The organism is Streptomyces niveiscabiei (genome assembly GCF_001419795.1).
Classification (GTDB): domain Bacteria; phylum Actinomycetota; class Actinomycetes; order Streptomycetales; family Streptomycetaceae; genus Streptomyces; species Streptomyces niveiscabiei.
The window spans coordinates 1-1,029 of sequence record NZ_LIRL01000913.1 but is presented as its reverse complement, the minus strand read 5'-3'; the positions used below and the strand labels follow the sequence as shown (position 1 = coordinate 1,029).

Annotated in this window: 2 protein-coding genes; one reads left to right on the top strand and one right to left on the bottom strand. The window is 70.8% G+C overall.

Annotated elements, in window-relative coordinates; translation table 11 throughout:
• A partial coding sequence (locus tag AOK24_RS36810) for a TerD family protein (protein WP_167376896.1) occupies positions 1-687 on the bottom strand: 687 nt, incomplete at its 3' end.
• Between the two features lie 132 nt (positions 688-819).
• Here AOK24_RS36810 and AOK24_RS36805 point away from each other — a divergent pair.
• Positions 820-1,029, top strand: a 210-nt coding sequence (locus AOK24_RS36805; protein WP_206191333.1) for a hypothetical protein, incomplete at its 3' end; no start/stop codon positions are given.

Genomic DNA, 1,029 nt, shown 5'->3' with positions numbered 1-1,029 from the left:
CTTCGGCGCGGTCTCTTCTCCGGCCGGCGGGCGGGGTGTCGGGATCAGTGGCAACGCCGTTTCCTGCGGGGCGGGTTGACGAGCTGAAGCCGGGGTTTCGCGCTGGTCCTCCCGCTGCTCCGGCGCTTCCTCCGCGCCCGCGTCGTCCTCGATGTCGACGCCGAAGTCCGTTGCCAGGCCCGCGAGTCCGGCGTCGTAGCCCTGTCCGACCGCCCGGAACTTCCACTCCTCGCCCCGCCGGTACAGCTCCCCGAAGATGATCGCGCCGACCGCCCCGGCGTCCTCGATGGCGAACCCGACGAGCGCCTCCCCGCTCCCGTCGGCCAGCGTCACCTTGAGGTCCTCCAACTCCCCGAAGCCCGCACCCCCGTAGCGGCTCGCCGCCACGACGATCCGCTCGACCTCCGGCGGGACCACGGTCAGATCGAAGCTGATCCGGTCCTCGTCGCCGCTGCCGGTCGGCGTCTTGCCGAGCATCTGTACGCTGCCGTCGGCCGCGACGGGGTTGTTGTAGAAGTAGAAGTCCCCGTCGCTGCGCACCTTCCCGTTCTCGTCCAGCAGCAGCACCGACACATCGGCGTCCCCCTCGCCCGTCGGGCTCACCCAGCTCAGGCTCACGATCACCGAACCGGTGTGCTCGCTCAACGCCGCCAGTGCGACGTTCGACCCCTTGGCCATTTCCCGCATGCAACCCCCCAGGTTGTTACGTACGGCACAAGTGGAGACTCTAGTGGGCGATGTGCGGAGTTGCGGGGGCGTCTGCGAAGTACGCATGGGGTAGTCCTGGGGTGACCCGTCCCGCCTGTCGAGGAGGTCGTCGTGGCCGATGCCGTGGCCGGTGCAGAGCTGGCGCAGCTTGCCGAGTTGTACGGGGTGGCTCCGGCGTTCAGTCCCGCGCCGGGGCGGGTGGTGAAGGCTTCCGGTACCGCGTTGGTACGGGTGCTCGCCGCGCTGGGGGTCGACGCCGGGAGCCCGGAGGCCGTGCGGGAGGCGCTGCGCGAGCGGCGGCGACCCCCAGCGCGGCGAGCA